The sequence below is a fragment of the Paenibacillus anseongensis genome, from assembly GCF_009757995.1.
GTDB lineage: Bacteria > Bacillota > Bacilli > Paenibacillales > NBRC-103111 > Paenibacillus_E > Paenibacillus_E chondroitinus.
This window is the reverse complement of the sequence record NZ_WSEM01000016.1, coordinates 508,909-526,367: the sequence shown is the minus strand read 5'-3', so window position 1 is coordinate 526,367 and position 17,459 is coordinate 508,909. Positions and strand designations below refer to the sequence as shown.

The window sequence follows — 17,459 nt, the reverse complement described above, 5'->3', positions numbered from 1 at the left end:
CTATGTCTTGAAGCATTTTGCCATACTGATGTAACAAAAGACAATTATAATAGGAATGCCGCGTGAAAAGGGGGGAAGGTATGTGAATTTGTTGTTGGCTGACGATGAACCGCTTATGCTGCAAGTGATAAAGGCATATTTCATAAAAGAAGGTTTTCAGACATTTCTGGCTCAGGATGGCGAAGAAGCAATAAATTTGTTTTATCAGCATAAAATTGATTTGGCCATTTTAGATTGGATGATGCCAAAAAGGAGCGGCATCGAAGTATGCCGGGAAATTAAGAAAATGGGGCGGACAAAAGTGCTGCTGTTGACGGCGAAAGGGAATGTGGATGATGAATTCCTTGCCTTGCAGTCGGGTGCGGACGATTTTGTTCGCAAACCGTTTGATCCGCGCATTTTGTTGTTAAGAGCTCAAAAGCTGCTGCAGCTTGGCGCGAAGATGACGTTTGGTGATCTAACTGTCGATCTGGAAGCTCAGAAAGTATATCGGAATGGTAATGACGTTCAAGCAACACATAAAGAATTTGAATTAATGAAGTATTTGGCACTTAACAAGGGGCAGATTATTACCCGCAAAATGCTGCTCGATCAAGTGTGGGGAATGGACTATTACGGTGAAGAGAGGACAGTGGACACCCACGTTCGTAGACTTCGAGAAAAGATAGGCGAAAGGCGGATCAAGACGTACCGCGGGATGGGCTACTCTCTGGTGGAGGACAATGAGTAAACTAAGCCGCAAGTTAATCATCAGGATAACTGCCGCACTGTGTCTTGTTTTTGTCCTCTCTTTTGCGGTTAATACGTATTTTTTGCCGAAGTTTTTCTTATATCAGAAGAAAAATAAACTTGCGGAATTGTCTTCCGAACTCGTCTCTATATCCTACAGCTCTTTGGTACAGCAACTTGGAGTTATTGAGGAGCAGTACCAGGTTACTATCGCTTATACGACATTATCTGATTCCGTCGATGATGTGAATAATAAGCTGCTGCTTCAATTTAATCGCAAAGGCATTGCACTGGGTAAATTTTGGCTGACAGAGGAAAGTATCGCGAAGCTGCGCGAAGGGGAACAGGTGAACAAAATTTATGATCAGTCGAAGCTGAAATCAAGTTTTCTGGTCAACTTCCTGTCGGTAGGAGGATCTGTTTTCGCAGTAGGCGAATCGATTAGTAATTCTGATGAGACCATCCAAATCGTGAATTTATTTAATCTATATATATGGATTGGCATGCTTTTGCTGCTTATCGTGCTTTCTGCACTTTATACCGCTCGAATTGTTAAACCGCTAGGTAAATTGAATGAGACTGCCGAAGCGATCTCCCATTTATCTTTCACCAAAGTTGATATACAAACAGGTGATGAGATTGAATCACTCGCGCGGAGTATTAATCGAATGAGCGATAATTTGGAAGAGGCTCATAAGTCGCTAGAAGCCAAGAATGCAAATCTGCAAACCTTTATTGCGGATATTTCGCATGAATTGAAAACACCGCTCTCGCTCATCCGCGTCTATGCCAGCGGGATGCAGGATGGACTGGATGACGGTACATATGCCCAGGTCATTCAACAGCAGAGCGATGCGATGTCCGTCCTGATCGACCGATTGCTTGAATTGTCACGCCTTCAAGAGGAGACGTACCGTTTTGAAGTGATTAATTTTAAGCACTTGCTTGAAGAAACGATAGGAGATTATCGTACACCTTACCTACAAGTTGGCTTAGAACTTGAAGCCAATATTCATTTGCCTGCGGAAACATGGGTGATGGCGGATCGTTCAAAACTGGAATCGGTGCTTCATAATTGGCTGACGAACGCAATGAAGTACACAAGTGGTGCAAGAGTTCATATAACATCGGTAATCAAGGTGGGGACCGTACGATTCGAGATAGCGAATGATACAGATTTAGGCGAGGACAGGCCTTGGGAGCTTGTATGGGAACCGTTCTATGTCATGGAAAGTTCTAGGAGCAAAAAATTCAGCGGCACCGGTCTGGGCTTATCCATTTCACGAACGATTCTACAAAAGCATCAAGCACCATTCGGACTCGACGTCCAAGATGGCGTCATAGTCTTTTGGTTTGAGATCCCACTGGCAGCTCGGCACGGCTAAACCATCCGGCGAAAGAGAGACAGCTCCGTCTTTAGACGGAGCTGTCTTCATCGTTGAGAAAAGGCAAAGGAGTCTCCTAGCATTCGCTCCACGACTTGTTGAAACGCCAACTTCTTATGCTTCAGCGTATCCTCAGACCAAGTGAAAATGCCTGGATCAAACATAAAATGAATGCCCATGAGCAAAATTTCCGCGGTTTCCTGCAGGTGCTGAATGCGAAAAATACCTTCCGTCACCCCTTGCTCCAATATACGGATCACATAGGGAACGCTTTGCTGGACTGTCTGTACAAGAATCTTTTGATGAATAAATGCGTTATTCTCGTGGTGCAGAAACTCAAGCATCTTACTTTCTTCCTCACCAGGTTCTTCTCCCCAAATGATCTTATGGAGTTTATCTTCCGTCGTCAGATTGCTATCGGTTAAGGCGCTGATCGTATTCACTTTTTCGGTGACCAAGCTTTCTATAATAGCTGCCATAATGTCGCTTTTTGTCTTGAAATGATAATAAAATGTCCCCTGAGCCACTCCTAATTTTTTGACGATATCACTTACGGCCGTTTGTTCATAACCCTTACTGCTAAAAAGCTCTAAAGAAGCATCTATCATTTCTTGTCGCCGAATTTCCGGTTTTTTAGATACTCTTGCCATGGATTTCATCCCTCTCGTTGTATCGCTACTCATTATTGTATTGACTGACTGACTGCAAGTCAATATAATGAGAAAGCAATGTATTAACTGACTGATTGTCAGTCAAATAAAAAATAGGAGATGATATTAATGAAACTCAGACTAATCTTGTACGTGATCGGATTCAGTGCGTTTGCCGGATCTCTTGGGCAAAATTTATATACACCGTTACTGGCCGAAATGCAGAAAAATTTACAAACAACCAGTTACATGATGAGCTTGACAGTTTCTTTATTTCTGGTTGCTCTGGCTGTCATGCAGGTCATATTTGGTTCATTAGCCGATACAAAAGGCAGAAAAAAAATTCTTATACCGGCGTTAATTGTTTATGCGGCAGCGTCCCTAGGATGCGCTTTTTCCCATTCCATCGGTCTATTTCTTGTGTTCCGTGTCCTTCAGGGTATTGGTTCAGCAGCCATTCCCGTTGTTGGAGCTGCTGTTATCGGCGATATGTTCCGTGGAAATGAATTAGCCAAAAGTATGGCTACATATCAGCTAATGCTGCTCCTAGCGCCAGCCGTCGGTCCGCTTCTCGGAGGTGTGATCGGAGAGAAATTTGGATATCAAGGCGTATTTCTCTTTTTAACAGCTATCATAGGATTGTTATTGCTAGCCTACATGAAACTATTGGTTGAAACAAAACCTCAGGGAGCGACAGCTACGCCTTTCGCTTTGAAATCATTCGGTGTGATTTTTCAAAATCATCTTAGTGCAGTCGTCTTGATATATGGTTTTGCACAAAGCGTTGTGTATTTAGTTTATATCGTATTTCTGCCGCATATCTTAGGGAATCTTTATCATATGGCCGCAGGTAAAATTGGCGTCATCCTATTGGCTATGTCCGCTTCCACCATTGTTAGTATTAAAATCGGCAGCTGGATGCGGAATCAGCTAGGTAATAAAGCGAGTTTAGTATTCGCATTTTTGTTACAATCATGTACAGTCATCTTGTTTGCATTAACAGCACATTTGTCTCTGCCAATGTTAATTGGTGATATCTGTTTATTTGGGTTCGCCATGGGGTTGACCGTGTCGCTTCCTGTGACCATTCTAGCCGAACAATTTCCGGAGGAGCGCGCGACTGCAATTGGCGTATACAACCTGGTTCGCTATTTGGGGATGGCGGTAGGCCCTGTGATTGGCGCTAGACTTTATTCGGATACGGATCTAAAACCCTTGTTCCTGACCAGTGGTTTAGTATTTCTAGGATTAGTCTTGATTGGCGCGGCATGGATAGGTTTGAAACGTGCAGTTGGACAAAGCTCTTCAATTGCAAAATAAGTTAGATTTTCGAAATGGCACCAATGATTAAATAGGCGAATACCCTATCGTACAAAGAAGTGCAGGGAGGATTCGCCGTGATACCTATGTATCCTTATTTCGGTTATGAGACACGATGCCGTCTGCAGCCGTTAACCTTTCCACCTCAACATCAAAACGTACAGCCCGGATTAGAATATGTGATGAACCCAATCCCAATTTCCGATAACCCTCATTACAAAGGAAGCGGTAAGTTGGCCGGCAAAGTTGCGATCATTACAGGGGGCGACAGTGGTATTGGCCGTGCGGTGGCAATCGGATTTGCAAAAGAAGGATCAGATGTAGTCATTGTGTATTTGTATGAAAAAGAAGATGCGCATGCAACTAAACAAATGGTCGAGTATTACGGTGGTCGATGTTTGTTGATTGAATGCGATTTAAGACAGCCACTGGCAGCCAAAGCGGTTGTGAAACAAACCTTAGAGCATTATGGGCGGCTGGATACGCTTGTATTGAATCAAGGGGTTCAATTCCCGCAAGAAAGCATAGTGGATATTACAGATGAACAGCTGGAAGACACGTACCGTACGAATATATTTCCGCTATTTTATATGACCAAAGCCGCACTTCCTTGCTTGCAGCCGGGAAGTACGATCATCTCTACGGCTTCTGTTACGGCTTATGCCGGGGCGCCGCTGCTTGTCGATTATTCTTCAACCAAAGGTGCGATCGTATCCTTTACAAGATCGTTATCTCTCCAATTAGTGAGTAAAGGAATCCGTGTGAATGCCGTAGCTCCAGGCCCGATCTGGACACCGCTTATCGTATCCAGCTACTCTGCGGAGTATGTGAAAACTTTCGGTATGGAGACACCGATGAAACGAGCTGGGCAGCCTTTTGAGCTTGCACCGACCTACATTTATTTGGCTTCAGACGATTCGTCCTTTGTGACGGGTCAGGTTCTTCATGTGAATGGCGGCATTATGACGGAAACGTAAGGATTGAAATGATAATTGTGAGAACTGCCGCGTAGATCGCGGCTTTTTTATTTCACAAAAAAACATTCGCAGAAGGAAATAGACGAATATGAAGGAATTAATTGTAAAATGATTTTTAAAGTAGGGAGGGTTCACAATGTCTTTATCCAATCATATTTTTAGCAAAGAGACTCCATTGAAAGTGAATATGAATTATCAATTGTACCTTCCGTATGATGATGGAATTAACCGGGAATCCAAATATCCGTTAATCGTGTTTTTACATGGTGTTAAGAAACGTGGTGAAGATATTAGTTTATTAGATAACTATGGACTTACCTGGATAGCAGAAGGGAAAAGCGATTTTCCTTTTATTATCGTTACGCCGCAGTGCCCCACAGACTCAAATTGGGTAGAAGAATTCCATTGCGTGAAGGCTCTGGTTGACGAAATGATCATGAATTACCCTGTAGATGCTGAGAGAGTTTACTTAACTGGATTTAGTATGGGCGGAAACGGAACATGGGATTTTGCTTCAAGAGCTCCTGAACTTTTTTCAGCTGTAGTGCCAATTTCAGGGTGGTTTGAGCCGGGACAGGCTAATTTACTAAAGGATATACCCATTTGGGCATTTCATTGTGTGGACGATGATGTTGTTCGAGTATCCGGGACAGAAGATATGGTTAGATCGATAACAAAGATAGGTGGAAACATCAAAGCTACATACTACTCCGAGCTGGGTCACAGCCATAAAGTCATGGAAGAAACGTATAACAATCAAGAATTATACACTTGGCTTTTGAAACATAAAAGAAATGAACCATTCGGAGGATAGGAGAATGAATGTTTTGGATGTTTATCACATTGTTACTAGGAATAAGATGACTCTTGGGCAAGTGATCTATTTTGATCATGACCAGAAAAACACATTGTACCGTTTCTTTTTTGAAAAAGAACAATTAAATGCCAAAGGCGAAGATTTTATTCAAATTCTCAATGATCATTACACAAATGATGGCTTGAAACTTGATAAAGAAAATGCGGAAGTAGCTGTTAAGTATGTAGGGCAAACAATTAGAGCTATTAGAGAAGCGCTAGTTAAAAATTGAACAAGCTAGAGAATACTGGAAGGGGAATGTGAGCAACGAACTTCCGGAGCTTTTGATTAATGGAAAAATTGAAGTTATTGAAATAATCGATGAGTTCACCGCTTAAGGATTTACAAACAAACAGATTAATTTCCCCTCAAATTGGTTAATAAATTGGGACCACAAAATGAAACCAAATGAAAGGTGGTTCCAAAATGAAGAAGAAAATCGTACTTGAACAAGCCGCTCAAGATTTCGTAGAAGCTACAGTTAATCCACCATTTCTTTTTGATTTAGGACCGAAGAAAGGAAGGGAAGCCGTTGACGAAGTTCAAGACGGCCCCATAGCAAAGCCGCCTGTTGACGTCGAGAATGTAACCATTCCGGGAGGGCCCAAAGGGGACATCTCTCTAACCATTTTTCGTCCACAAAACATTTCGGATTCTCTACCTGTGATTCTCTACACCCACGGCGCAGGCTGGGTCTTCGGAAATGTCCATACGCACGACCGATTAATTCGAGAATTAGCGGTAGGGTCTCAATCCGCGGTTGTTTTTACAAACTATAGCCTGTCGCCGGAAGCCAGATACCCTGTTGCGATTGAGGAAGTTTTTACCGCGCTCGAATGGGTTGCCGAGCATGGCAAAGAAAAGGGATTGCAATCAGACCATATTACAGTTGCAGGGGATAGTGTCGGTGGTAACATGAGTGCTGCCATTACTTTAATGGCCAAGGAGCGCGGCGGCCCTCGGATCCGCAAGCAGGTACTCTTTTATCCAGTCACTGATGCATCGTTTGAGACGGAATCTTATGAAGATTTTTCAACAGGATATTTCCTTCGCCAGGATGCTATGAAATGGTTCTGGGACCAGTATACAACTGATCCAGGAGAAAGAGCGGAAATTACCGCCTCACCATTAAGAGCTTCCATAGAACAACTGAAAGGACTTCCGGAAGCACTTGTGATTACGGCTGAAGCAGATGTACTAAGGGATGAAGGAGAAGCCTATGCGAATAAACTGAGAGAAGCCGGGGTTCGGGTAACAGCTGTACGTTTCCAAGGCACAATCCATGATTTCGTTATGCTCAACGACTTAGCGGACACAACTGCAGCTAGAGGGGCTATTCTGCTTGCAAATGCATGGATTCGTGAAAGGGAGAGGACCGCATGATAATCGGACGTTCTGGAAATCTGAATACCTATAAATGGATCAGGGGACTATAAAAGCTAAACGATGCAATGTTATGGGGTATTCGAATGATTTTCATTGCTATGGCTGTTATATCTGTCCTTTCGGCATGGCGTTGGGGAGACTGGAGAAATTGGCAAAAATATCATGCAACAATGTTATATTTCTTGCTTGGAGACGTATTTTATGTTCTGCTGACAAAAGATTACCCGCTATGGCAGCACCAACCCAAGCCGCCAATTGATAGTACCATAGGGACTGAAATATGTTGTTTGGTTGCATTTGCAGCTACAACGCTGATATTTCTTGGTTTATACCCCAAAGGAATTGCGAAGGCAGCATTATGGATAGGATTATGGGTCGTCATTTATTCCCTCATTGAGGTCATCTACATGTTTACAGGAGCGATCAAACATTTTCATGGCTGGACCATGCTGTATTCCGTCGTGTTCAATATCATCACGTTCCCAATGCTTCGTTTACATTTTAGTCGGCCAATACTTACGTATGCGATTTCCATACTATTCGCTATTGGATTATTAGTCATATTCAAAGTTCCAATTCAATGATTGGTTAGGCTGAAAATTATCTTCTTCATCATCTAGACGCCTTCATTTTTCCTTTGTATAATAAAGGGAAATTATGGTATGCGTAACTGGCGAAACGTAGAGGACTACGGGGGAGCGCATATGGCATATAGCCGATCGCCTGGGCAGAGCGTTTGATCCATTGGGTCAAGTGCTCTTTTTATTTCTGAGGAGATGATGTCGATGAAGAGGACAAGGCATGTCGGAGTTGTGCTGTACGATAAGGTGGATACGTTGGATTTTACTGGTCCACATGATGTATTTGGGGTGGCTGGGTACTTGGACAGCCATTTCCAGGTGTTTACAGTAGCCGAAAAGGAAACCCCGTTGACAACCGTTAGCGGCATCACGATCACGCCACAATTTAGTTTTGAAACTTGCCCTGCCATTGATATTCTCATCGTGCCTGGAGGGTGGGGAGCTCGCACAGAAATAAACAATGTACGAATGATCAATTGGTTGCGTGAGGCGGCGAACAACGCTGAAATTGTTCTTTCAATATGTACTGGAGCCTTGCTGCTGGCGAAAGCGGATTTATTGGAGGGGCTTCGCGTGACAACGAATCGGATGGCGTACGACCTTTTACAAGGCATGCTTTCTCCTGGTTCGACGGTTGTGAAGAATGTTCGCTATGTTGATAACGGAAGAATTGTCATGTCCGGCGGTGTAACAGCAGGATTTGATGCGGCGTTACATGTTGTAGCAAGGTTGTCCGGTGAAGCATTGGCGATGGAAACGGCAGCACGGTTGGAGTACCGCTGGCAGGGCAAGCTGGACATTCGCAGAGCAAAACTGGCAGATACAGAGTCGGTGCGAGAGCTTTTGGTACATGCCGCAAGGTGGATTGAGCGGACGCAGGGCTTTATACAGTGGCGCGAGGAGAGGTTTTCACAAGCGTATGTGTTCGATTTGATCCAGCAGGATGAGTTTTTTGTGGCGCACATGGATGGAGTGCCCGTCGGCTGCTTTTCCATTCAATGGAGGGACGAAGAGATCTGGGGAGAGCAGCATCATGAAAATGCTGGCTATGTACATCGATTGGCGGTCTCTCGGGACTATCCAGGCATGGGCATTGGTACGCGGCTGCTCAATTGGGCGGAAAGCTATATCAAAGAACAAGGGAAATCTTGGATACGCCTAGATTGTATGGCTGATAACGCAGCACTCAATAGGTATTATACCCGTGAAGGATTCGCGTTTTGTGGACGCTATAAGGCGCAAGGATGGGCCGCGCACTTGTATGAACGGCAAATCCTTTAGTAAAATAAATCTAGTAAAACATGTAACTTTCCTATTATCTTAGTGGCATTTAACGAAAGCGAGGAGAACGGTCATGTCTTTAATAGAATTCGGTATTGTCGGCAGAGGGTGGAGAGCCGATTTTTATTTGCGGATTGCCAAAGCGCTGCCCAAGCATTTCGCGGTCCGTGCAATGCTAGTCCGTGACGAGGAACGCGGGAAGGAGATTGAGAAGGAGTGGGGTGTGAAAACCTATCGGGATATGGAGTCTTTCGCTTCAAGCGGGTCACTTCAGTTCGCGGTCGTATGCGTTCCATGGGAGGCAGCGCCCGTCTGCACACTGGAACTGGCCGAGCGGGGAATTCCCGTATTGACAGAGACGCCTCCGGCTAAGGATATTCCGGCCATGATCGACTTGTACGAATCGCTGAAAAAGCTGAAAGGACGCGTACAAGTAGCTGAACAATACTTGTATCAGCCGATGCATGCTGCGCGTATTGCTTTTGTGAGATCCGGCAAACTTGGCGACATTTCTCAAGCGCAAGTCTCAGCTGCGCACGGTTATCATGGTATCAGTTTGATACGAAAGCTGCTTGGCATTGATTTCGAGAATGCCGTCATCCGGGGACAGAGATTTACGTCGAGTCTGGTGAAAGGCCCTGGGCGTAATGGACCTCCTGAAAGTGAAGTCATGGCTGATACTGTCCAGGATATCGTTACGCTTTCCTTCGGAAATAAGCTGGCACTGTTTGATTTTACAGGAGATCAGTATTTTTCTTGGGTTCGCAAAAATCGTATACTCGTTCGTGGAAACCGGGGAGAACTAACAGACGAAACGTTCCGGTATTTACAGGATTTCAAAACACCGATATACGGTGATCTTCGAAGAATGGATACTGGCCATAACGGGAACCTTGAAGGCTATTATCACCGAGGCATTATAGCTAATGATGAATGGGTATATGAAAATCCATTTGTTCCCAGTCGATTATCTGACGATGAGATTGCTATCGCTACGAGTTTAAGTAAGATGGCGGACTATCTACAAGGTGGGTCGGAGTGCTATGGGTTGGAAGAGGCCATGCAGGATCATTATTTGTCTATTATGATGCAGGCGGCCATCGAGTCGGGAGAAGAGTTAACGACAACAACTCAGCCTTGGGCGCAAGGCGCTGTAAATGTTTCCTCCTAAATGAACGGGTATTAGGAAGTAAGAACAGGCATATTTGAACGAGCTATCCGTATATCTTTGTTTTATACAAGTTGGCTGCTGCCAGCACAAGACAGGACGTCAGAGGAGCGAGACGCTATGACTGATTATACGGAACGGAACCGCGAACACTGGAATACCCGTACAGCTGTCAATGCCGCAAGATACGATATCGCCGGGTTTAAGGCAGGCAAGATTACCTTGACCCCAATCGAACGAGCGGAACTCGGCGATGTTTCCGGTAAGATGCTGCTACACCTTCAGTGTCACTTTGGTTTAGATACGCTCTCCTGGGCTCGTCTCGGAGCACAAGTTACTGGGGTAGATTTCTCCGAGGATGCGATTGCACTCGCCGAACGCTTGACCAAGGAAACTGGGTTAGATGCGCGTTTTCTCTGCTCGGACATTTACGAACTGCCTAAGGTGCTCGAGGATAAGTTCGATATCGTTTTTACATCGGGTGGTGTCTTGTTTTGGCTCTCAGATCTTGATCGGTGGGCGAAGATTATCGCGCATTTCCTCAAACCTGGCGGGATATTGTACTTACAGGAGGAGCATCCGTTTCTTAATGTCTTTGATGATGCTGCCGATGTGACCGAATTGCTCACACGCTATCCTTACTTTCACACGGAAGAGCCCCTTCGAATTGAGGGAATTGTTCCACATTCTGATCCAGCGGCCAATCAGCAGGGGGTTGAATATGTCTGGAGCTACAGTTTCAGCAATATAGTGAATGCCTTGATTGCTGCCGACCTGCGATTGGATTATCTCCATGAGTTTCCGTATGGGAACAACCAACGATTCCCTTTCATGGCACAAGGCGAGGACGGATGGTGGCGATGGAAAAACGCCGCTAACCATATTCCCCTCACATTCTCGCTGCAAGCCACGAAAGGATGAAGAATAACAACATCGGGAAAAAGCTTGAGAAATCAAGCTTTTTTTTGTTTTTATACAGAGCCTTGTTTCCCTGTAGCTCAGGTCGAATCATGTCGAGTTGTGTGAAAATGTTGTAAAGAGACCTCAGGTTGTTTATATAACCTTAAGGTGCACCAAATTCCCTGCTGACATTCCAACGTTATGGTAATTGATATCGGAATTCATCATGGAAGGAAATGGAGTGTGGTAGGCGTGAAAATAGGACTATTGAAAGTTGGGTTATCGCTTGCTTTATTCACTGTTCCCCTCAATGTCAAAGAAGAGGAGAAGCCTAGACTATCCTTCCCCGTTATTAGCGACATACACGTACAGTCATGGGATAAGCAGTCTCAAGATAAGTTTGCAGACGCACTGCAGGACTTAAACGATTTGAATCCGAGTTCCGATTTGCTTGTTATCAATGGAGATTTAACAAACGGAATGTCAGCTGACTATGAGGCATTAAATGAATTGGTGAAGTCAAATCCGCATCCGAAGAACATGGCGTGGACAATTGGGAATCATGAGTTCTATCAAGCATGGTTCGATCCAAACCGAGTATGGCGCGCAGATTTATTCCCAAACAAGGAGACGGAGCAGGCTTCCATATCCCGATTCTTACAGCTTACGGGTGAAAAGCAAGTCTACTATGACAGGTTCATTCAAGGGTATCATTTTATTTTTCTTGGATCCGAGCAATATCGGCAATCCAATGAGGCGAATCTGGAAGATGCTTATTTATCTCCAAAGCAATTGGATTGGTTGCGTACGAAGTTGAAGGACGATGTAGATGCCGATAAGCCGGTTTTCGTTTTTTTGCATCAACCTTTACCCAATAGTGTGGCGGGCACGCATTTCTGCTGTACGAATAACAGAGCGATCGTTCAACATGAGGAATTGAAAAAAATATTGTCAGGTTACCCGCAGGTGATCTTCTTCTCCGGGCACACGCATTGGGAATTGAAGTCCCCAGATACACTTGTAAAGGATGGATTCACCATGGTCAATTCATCGTCTGTGCGACAGACATGGACAAACAACGGCAACGGCGGTGAAGTGGCATTAGGCGCAGAAGAAAGCGAAGGCCTGTATGTTGAGGTGTACAAGGATAAAGTGGCAATTAAAGGACGTGATTTTTATCGTCATCGTTATATTCAAGAGGCACAATTCTTAGTCGTATTGGGGGGAAATGACAAAGAGCCAGAGGGCATTCACAAAATCGTGGAAGGATTGCCGCTAGCGGAGCTATTTCATTGGTTAAACATGCTTGGAAAAGACTGGTTTAGAGGTTAGGAGGCGTATTGCCCTTTGTTGCAACTTCTGATAAGATGAACCTAAACTTATTAAATACATTTAATAAGTGATATTGTTTTTAATAGGAAAGGTTCTGATCGATATGACAAATGTCTTCAAGACGCCGAAAGAGCTAAGCGAACCGTTAATCTACCGTATCCGCGCAGGACTCATCTTATTAGGAAGCGCAACAAAAGCGGAGCTCAGTCAGAGATTGGGGATCAGCTTTCCGACGATCAGCAAATTTATTGCTCAGATGGAGAAGGACGGAGAAATCCGTTATTCCGGCGATGATGATTCCAGCGGAGGCAGGAGGGCAAAGCGGTATACCTATGATCCTGAGTTCATGCTGGGACTAGCCATTTTTATCGAGAAAAATGAAACGAATTATTCGATATTCAACTGTCTTGGGGAGGTCAAAGAGCAGGGGACCAAACCAAGTGTCATACAACAAGATGCGCAATTGCTGGGAGATCTTATTGAAACGTTGATCGAGAAATATCCAAGGCTTCGTTCCATCGCAATTGGAGTGCCAGGCGCTGTCGACAATGGCAAAATCATTTTTATCCCCCCTTATCAGCAGTACTTTAACTATGATCTGAAGGGGGAATTCGAATCCAAATTTCAGATACCTGTTGTGGTTGAAAATGATATGAATGCATCGGTGCTTGGTTATGCGTCAAACTATGAGATAGAGAATGAATCGTTGATCTATCTGTATTTCGGCCAGAACGGACCAGGGTCCGGCATCATGATCAATGGCGACGTTGTGCGGGGCAGTACCTTCTTCTCAGGTGAAATATCGTTCGTACCCCAGTATGAGAATAAGACGTTCCTGCAAGCCTTGAAAAATGGAGGCAGCAACCATCGAATGTTATTAGCTGAAGAGGGGCAGATTGATGCGATCGCACGATTAATTGCCACATTCACTGCCATTATCAACCCTCGGACAGTCGTTTTCTGTGAGGATGAAGTAGACGAAGCGCTTTTGGATAAAATTGTAGCTAGAAGCTCGGTCTACATCCCGCAGGAACATTTGCCTCAACTCTTGAGGAGCAATTGGAGAGAGGACTACCTGGCCGGCTTGCAGAATTTAGCATTAAATTTGATGATTACGGATAGTTAAGAACGGAACGAAAGAAGCGCTGCTACAGTCATGCTGAGCAGGGCTTCTTTTCTATTTTATGGAATAAAACAGCATGAAATCACGCATGATATAAACCGAGACTTGAGGAAAGGGGGAAGTAGCATGGAGATGAGCATACCCGCGGATGTATACGAAAATGTACAGATGAATTATGATGCGCTGCAGCATATTTTTCATAATTGTTCCGATATCGTATTCAGACCGTTAAAACTGATGGATCATTCGAATATTCTACTCGTTTATATTGAAGAAATGACAGACTCGGATCGATTGGAGCAGATTATTTCGGCGTGTATGTTGAGTCGCGATTTTACAAGGCTGACACAGTATACACCCGTTTTTCAATTATCTAAAATTGTTGCAGAAGTTTTGAAGGGCTGTACGGCTATTTTTCTGGATGGCAAGCCTTTTGCTTACATAGCGGACCTGACGGATTTCAAACAACGTGCAATTAATGAACCTTCGAATGAAGCTTCGATTCGTGGACCACGTGAGGGATTTACCGAAGATCTGAGAACAAATTTAAGCATGATTCGAAGAAAAATAAGCCATCCCACCTTAAAGTTCGAAATGCATCAAGCAGGAGATTTGACCAATACCGATTTTGTCGTTGCCTATATCGAAGAACAAGTGAAACCGGAGTTGCTTCAGGAAGTCAGAAGAAGACTTCATTCTTTTCGAACGAATCAACTGCTTGATTCTGGCTATATCGAAGAATTTATCGAGGATAAGTCCTTATCTTTTTTTCCGCAAATCCAAAATACAGAGCGTCCAGACACCGTATCCGCAAGTCTGCTAGCAGGCAGAGTAGCCATAATCGTCGACGGTTCTCCGAACGCTTTATTGCTGCCCATGACTTTTTGGTCTGGCTTTCAAGCAGCAGAAGATCATTATGAACGTTTCTTATATGTTTCGGCAGTCAGAATTATACGTTTCTTGCTAACCCTCGTGTCTTGCTTACTTCCTTCCGTGTATGTTGCGCTTACGACGTTTCATCCGCAAATGATTCCACTAGCGTTAATGCTTAGTATATCGGTATCCAGAGAAGGCATACCGTTTCCAACCGTGATCGAAACACTATTGATGGAACTGATGTTCGAGGGATTGCGGGAGGCCGGTCTCCGGCTGCCGAAAGCCATAGGTTCCGCTGTGAGCATCGTAGGGGCGCTGGTTATAGGGGAAGCTGCCGTGCAAGCGGGGTTTATCTCAGCTCCGATTGTTATGATCGTTGCCGGTACAGGAATCGCATCGTTTGCTTTTCCGAGCTATAGCTTGGCACTGCCGTATCGAATACTAAGATTTCCACTTCTTATAATGGGCGGATTCTTAGGTTTGTATGGTGTTGCCATCGGGATCATGTTCGTCATGATTCATCTTGTGACACTGAAGTCATTCGGTGTTCCTTATTTAAGCCCGGTAACGCCATTTGGAAAAAAATTCTGGAAGGACACGCTTATACGAATGAATAGAAAATACGTATCAGCGTCGCGAAAACAATGAAGAAACTGTGTTTAATTTTGCCTTTGACAGTAACTCTATTCATTTCCGGTTGTTGGGATAGGAATGAAATTAATGATTACGCTTTCTGGATAGGGACGGCCCTAGATCTATCAGAAAACGGTAAACTTACCAAAAGCGCTCAGGTTGCAGTTCCTGCTGATTTCAAAAGCAGTAAAGGCGGAGGGGGATCTGAAAAAAGGGCTAACATTGTCCTTACTGCTTCCGGATCTACCATCGGAGATTTGACACAACAAATTCAAGACAAGCTTCCCAGGAAAGTTTTTCTTGGACACCGCAGGTCTATTTTTATTGGCGAAAAGCTAGCAAAAAGAGGTTTGGTTGAGATTATGGATCAATTTACACGAAATACCGATACACGAATGCGCACGGATATTTTCGTTGTAAATAATGGAGAAGGAAAAGACGTTTTGAAAATCAATAGTCCGTTTAGTCAGTTCTCAGCGATTGTGGCTGTTGATCAAGACCGGTTTTGCCGGTTAGGGGACACGGCATTGCGAGACGTCTTACTTGATATAGGGCGAGATGGCATCCGGCCATCCATGCCCATGGTTGAAATTTCGCCGAATAATGAACAAGAGAAAAATGAAATCATCGAAGTGAAATCCGTAGCCATTTTTAATAAAAACTTGGTTATGGTCGGAAAAGTGAGCGGAAGAGAGTCGCTGGAATTGTTCTGGGTGAAAGGCGTGTTAAAGGATCAATTTCTTACAGAAGAAACCGAGGAAGGCAGCATATCGTTATACGAATCCAACTTAAAAAAATCCATTCGAACGGAAGTAAACGGCAATACAATTAAAGCCTACGTCAAGTTAGAGGGAACAGGAAGAGTTCTTGAGAACAACACAGATATTGATATTTCAGTCTCGTCAGAACGTATCCCGCTGGAAAGCAAGCTTAATGATATGAAAGCTAAGAAAGTTGAAGCAACAATTAAGAAAATGCAACAACAGCATGGTCAAGATGTGTTTGGGATCGGTGAAGAAATTCATAGAGACCATCCTTACCAATGGAAGGAACTTCGGGATAAATGGGATCAACTATTCCCGACTGTTGAAGTATCCGTGTCGGTTAAGTTGAAAATTCAGAATACGGGGGATATTGGCAAGCGCATCCCGGGAATAGGAGATAGAACGTGAAAATTACGCGTTGGCAATTGTTTTGGATGTTCACAACATTAGAAATTTCAATGAGTATTTGGCTCACGGTATCTCCTACGATTGAGACGGCTAGACAGGATGCTTGGATATCACTGCTATTGGCAGGCGTAATTGGCATTGCTGTTACACTGATTTTAGTTCTCGTTAGCCAGCGGCACTCGGCTTACACATTGGTTGAGTTTGCACAGAAGCTGTGCGGAAAGTGGGTGGGAAAGTTAATCGCTGCGTTGTACATTATGGTATGGTTTTCTGTATCTGCAGATATTTTGCGAATATTCTCCTTATTTATTAAGCAATTTCTTTTTCACGATACACCGATTTGGGTCATCGCAATTCTGATGGTCTCCGCAATGGTCTACATCAATTACGCGGGAAACATCGAAGCGATTGCTCGCTTCAGTGAATTGGCCGGCCCCTTACTGCTAATCGGCATTCTCATTACTTTCGGATTAAATGTAACGAATCTGCATCCAGAACTAATTTTACCCGTATTTGCAGACTCAGGGGCTGTGCCAATTCTGAAGGGTTCATTCGTGAACGCATCATTTCTTGGAGAGTCTATGATGATCATGATGTTAACGCCTTTTATCGTGAACTCGCAAAAGATGCTGAAACCCGCACTGCTAGCAATTTGTGTTCCATCCTTGGTTGCTGTTCTTACGGCAATTTTTGTTGTTATGACATTTGGAACGAATATCGGATCAACCTTAATCTATCCGTATTTTAGTATGGTTCGATTTATTAATTATCTGGAGTTCATTCAAAATATGGATGTCTGGATCATGTTCATTTGGATTTTCAGCGTTTTCGTCAAGTTAGCCATATACTTGTTTATTAACAGTTATGGAACTGCGCAATTACTAGGCATCAAGAACTGGCGGATCCTCATCGGATTTGCTGCGGTTGTCATTTTTGCTATTTCCTTAACTCCTGCGAATATCATTGGTCTATTGGATTACGCGAAATTGGTATGGATCATTTACATTTTCCCAATTTTCATCGTGGGCTTGCCAATCCTTTTATTGTTCATTAGCTTCCTAAGAGGCCGCTCGCTCGCACATGAATAGCA

General features: G+C 43.9%; 16 protein-coding genes, 1 pseudogene and 1 riboswitch. Of the genes and pseudogenes, 16 read left to right on the top strand and 1 reads right to left on the bottom strand.

What is annotated here, in order from left to right; translation table 11 throughout:
- The first annotated feature begins 82 nt into the window (after positions 1-82).
- Positions 83-730: a response regulator transcription factor gene (locus GON05_RS18715; protein ID WP_181646142.1), complete on the top strand. Its 648-nt coding sequence runs from the start codon at positions 83-85 to the stop codon at positions 728-730.
- A complete protein-coding gene (locus tag GON05_RS18710; RefSeq protein WP_157320817.1) occupies positions 723-2,114 on the top strand; it encodes a sensor histidine kinase in 1,392 nt (463 codons plus the stop codon). The genes GON05_RS18715 and GON05_RS18710 overlap by 8 nt, the downstream gene beginning before the upstream one ends.
- A gap of 47 nt (positions 2,115-2,161) precedes the next feature.
- Here the strand turns inward: GON05_RS18710 and GON05_RS18705 are convergent, their stop codons facing one another.
- The gene (locus tag GON05_RS18705) at positions 2,162-2,764 is read right to left on the bottom strand and encodes a TetR/AcrR family transcriptional regulator (protein ID WP_157320814.1); all 603 of its coding nucleotides are present in this window, start codon (positions 2,762-2,764) and stop codon (positions 2,162-2,164) included.
- Positions 2,765-2,893: 129 nt separating this feature from the next.
- Here GON05_RS18705 and GON05_RS18700 point away from each other — a divergent pair, with 129 nt between their 5' ends.
- From GON05_RS18700 to GON05_RS18635, 14 genes and pseudogenes are all read left to right on the top strand, one after another.
- The gene (locus GON05_RS18700) at positions 2,894-4,084 is read left to right on the top strand and encodes an MFS transporter (RefSeq protein WP_157320794.1); all 1,191 of its coding nucleotides are present in this window, start codon (positions 2,894-2,896) and stop codon (positions 4,082-4,084) included.
- Between the two features lie 77 nt (positions 4,085-4,161).
- Positions 4,162-5,061: an SDR family oxidoreductase gene (locus GON05_RS18695; RefSeq protein ID WP_181646141.1), complete on the top strand. Its 900-nt coding sequence runs from the start codon at positions 4,162-4,164 to the stop codon at positions 5,059-5,061.
- A gap of 136 nt (positions 5,062-5,197) precedes the next feature.
- On the top strand, positions 5,198-5,875 hold the full coding sequence (locus GON05_RS18690) for a carboxylesterase family protein (protein ID WP_157320792.1): 678 nt from the start codon (positions 5,198-5,200) through the stop codon (positions 5,873-5,875).
- A pseudogene (locus GON05_RS18685) lies at positions 5,856-6,255 on the top strand (DUF2441 domain-containing protein). The gene GON05_RS18690 and the pseudogene GON05_RS18685 overlap by 20 nt, the downstream one beginning before the upstream one ends.
- Before the next feature lie 88 nt (positions 6,256-6,343).
- Positions 6,344-7,300 (top strand): alpha/beta hydrolase, encoded by a 957-nt coding sequence (locus GON05_RS18680; protein ID WP_157320790.1) that lies wholly within the window; start codon positions 6,344-6,346, stop codon positions 7,298-7,300.
- 101 nt (positions 7,301-7,401) lie between these two features.
- Complete coding sequence (locus GON05_RS18675; RefSeq protein ID WP_221435249.1) at positions 7,402-7,887, top strand: CBO0543 family protein; 486 nt, start codon at positions 7,402-7,404, stop codon at positions 7,885-7,887.
- Positions 7,888-7,959: 72 nt separating this feature from the next.
- Positions 7,960-8,039: riboswitch (ZMP/ZTP riboswitch) on the top strand.
- Positions 8,040-8,088: 49 nt separating this feature from the next.
- On the top strand, positions 8,089-9,165 hold the full coding sequence (locus tag GON05_RS18670; protein ID WP_181646140.1) for a GNAT family N-acetyltransferase: 1,077 nt from the start codon (positions 8,089-8,091) through the stop codon (positions 9,163-9,165).
- Positions 9,166-9,238: 73 nt separating this feature from the next.
- Positions 9,239-10,336 carry a Gfo/Idh/MocA family protein gene (locus tag GON05_RS18665; protein ID WP_157320785.1) on the top strand — a complete coding sequence of 366 codons (1,098 nt, stop codon included), beginning with the start codon at positions 9,239-9,241 and terminating at the stop codon, positions 10,334-10,336.
- A 57-nt stretch (positions 10,337-10,393) separates the two neighbouring features.
- Positions 10,394-11,254: a class I SAM-dependent methyltransferase gene (locus GON05_RS18660; protein ID WP_246239248.1), complete on the top strand. Its 861-nt coding sequence runs from the start codon at positions 10,394-10,396 to the stop codon at positions 11,252-11,254.
- 231 nt (positions 11,255-11,485) lie between these two features.
- A complete protein-coding gene (locus tag GON05_RS18655; protein ID WP_397368974.1) occupies positions 11,486-12,565 on the top strand; it encodes a metallophosphoesterase family protein in 1,080 nt (359 codons plus the stop codon).
- A gap of 103 nt (positions 12,566-12,668) precedes the next feature.
- Complete coding sequence (locus GON05_RS18650) at positions 12,669-13,691, top strand: ROK family transcriptional regulator (RefSeq protein ID WP_157320781.1); 1,023 nt, start codon at positions 12,669-12,671, stop codon at positions 13,689-13,691.
- 123 nt (positions 13,692-13,814) lie between these two features.
- Positions 13,815-15,212: a spore germination protein gene (locus GON05_RS18645; RefSeq protein WP_157320779.1), complete on the top strand. Its 1,398-nt coding sequence runs from the start codon at positions 13,815-13,817 to the stop codon at positions 15,210-15,212.
- Positions 15,209-16,369 (top strand): Ger(x)C family spore germination protein, encoded by a 1,161-nt coding sequence (locus GON05_RS18640; RefSeq protein WP_185157228.1) that lies wholly within the window; start codon positions 15,209-15,211, stop codon positions 16,367-16,369. The genes GON05_RS18645 and GON05_RS18640 overlap by 4 nt, the downstream gene beginning before the upstream one ends.
- A complete protein-coding gene (locus GON05_RS18635) occupies positions 16,366-17,457 on the top strand; it encodes a GerAB/ArcD/ProY family transporter (RefSeq protein WP_157320775.1) in 1,092 nt (363 codons plus the stop codon). Before GON05_RS18640 ends, GON05_RS18635 begins: the two co-directional genes overlap by 4 nt.
- Positions 17,458-17,459 lie beyond the last annotated feature (2 nt).